The organism is Coleofasciculus sp. (assembly GCF_046565525.1).
Classification (GTDB): domain Bacteria; phylum Cyanobacteriota; class Cyanobacteriia; order Cyanobacteriales; family Coleofasciculaceae; genus Coleofasciculus.
Window position 1 is genome coordinate 1 of record NZ_JBKHUP010000245.1, and the last position, 1569, is coordinate 1569.

Here is a 1569-nt window from a genome sequence, read left to right on the forward strand (position 1 = left end):
TAGTCGTGCAGCAGCAACTAGTAATAGAGCAGTTAAAGCAAGAAGTAGTTCGCCTCAAAGCCAGCCTTCAAAAAGACAGTACAACATCCTCAAAGCCCCCCTCAACTGACCTGCTCAAAAAACCGGAAAAACCGAAAAGCGATGCCAAAGACTTGTCCCAACCCAAAAGGAAGCCAGGAGGGCAACCAGGTCATCAGGGAAAGACTCGTAAAGGCTTTAAACGAGTTGACCGATATGAAATTCTCAAGCCTCAACAATGTATGGATTGTGGCAGTGTAGAATTTGTCGAAACTCCAGTAGCCATACAGAGGCAGCAAGTCGCTCAATTGGTAGAGCGTCCGATAGAGGTAGTAGAATACCAGCGACACAGTTGTACTTGTGCCAGGTGTGGTCAAACCCAAACGGCTTGCTGGCCAAAAGATATTGTGCCCGGTCAAGACTTGAGTGTGAGACTACAAGCCTTTTTGGTGTGGTTAGGGAATTATGGTCATCTGTAGAGATGAAAAGCAGCAAGAACTGCTCAAGGAACTCGGTGGGGTGGAGATTGGGGTCGGAACTCTGGCGGCGACCAACGCCAGAATGGCCGATGCTCTCAACAACAGCGTTGACCAATTACGAGAATGGGTCAAGAAACAACCCGCCGTACATGTAGATGAATCCCCCTGGCCCGTACTCGGACTAAAAGAATGGTTGTGGGTAACAACGGGTAAGTCGTTCTGCCTGTTTCATCCGGGTGATACACGCTCACGGGCAGAATTAGTAACTCAGCTAGGGGAAAGCTTTGACGGTGTACTTAGCACAGACGACTACAGTGTTTATAACGGCTACAGCGCTCAAGCCCAACAAAAATGTCTAGCCCATCTGTTGCGTCACTTTAAACAAGTTGTTAAGTTGAATCACGGTAACAATCCAGCATTAGGACAAGCATTCATTGAGTTACTTGAAGAAGCTTTTGCCCAACACAAGCAATGGCGACAAACACAAGATGATAGTGCCTATCGCACTTGGGCGGCTGGGTTTAAGCTACGAGTAGAGCTAAGTATACAGCAATGGATAGGGCAGGCGGGCTATGAGGCGGGGAAATTGCTACGTTCTCTGCGAGACAAAGCACAGCAATGGTGGTACTTTCTTGAGCATCCTCAAATCCCACCGGACAATAACCTGGCTGAACGTTCTTTACGTTTAGCCGTGACCAAGCGTAAAGTCAGTGGCGGGTCACGTTCGATGGCACGATTTCAACAAACGGCTGACTTACTCACCGTCATACAGACTTGCAGACGACAGGGACGCTCGGTGCTTGAATTTTTTCAACAAGCTTTAAGGGAACAAGTAGAGTTGTCTCAATCGACTTGTTCCCTTTTACCCGAACCAATTCCTTGAATGGCTTATATAGTCCATTACAGGTTTATGAATTACTTGGCTCTACTTTTAGGTCAATCGCTATGTCAGGAGTGCCAAAAGTAGCCTGACAGCATGAGCCGATATGACTTGAGTCCCTTTCAAAGTTATTTGGTCACGGCGAGCGCCCCCAGGCTGATTAATAAGCTAAACACAGACCTGAATCCTTAC

The 1569-nt window shown here is 47.5% G+C and carries 1 pseudogene; it reads left to right on the top strand.

The features are described 5' to 3' along the window. Positions 1–1380, top strand: a pseudogene (gene tnpC / locus ACLGGO_RS35505) (IS66 family transposase); the annotation flags it as partial. Positions 1381–1569 lie beyond the last annotated feature (189 nt).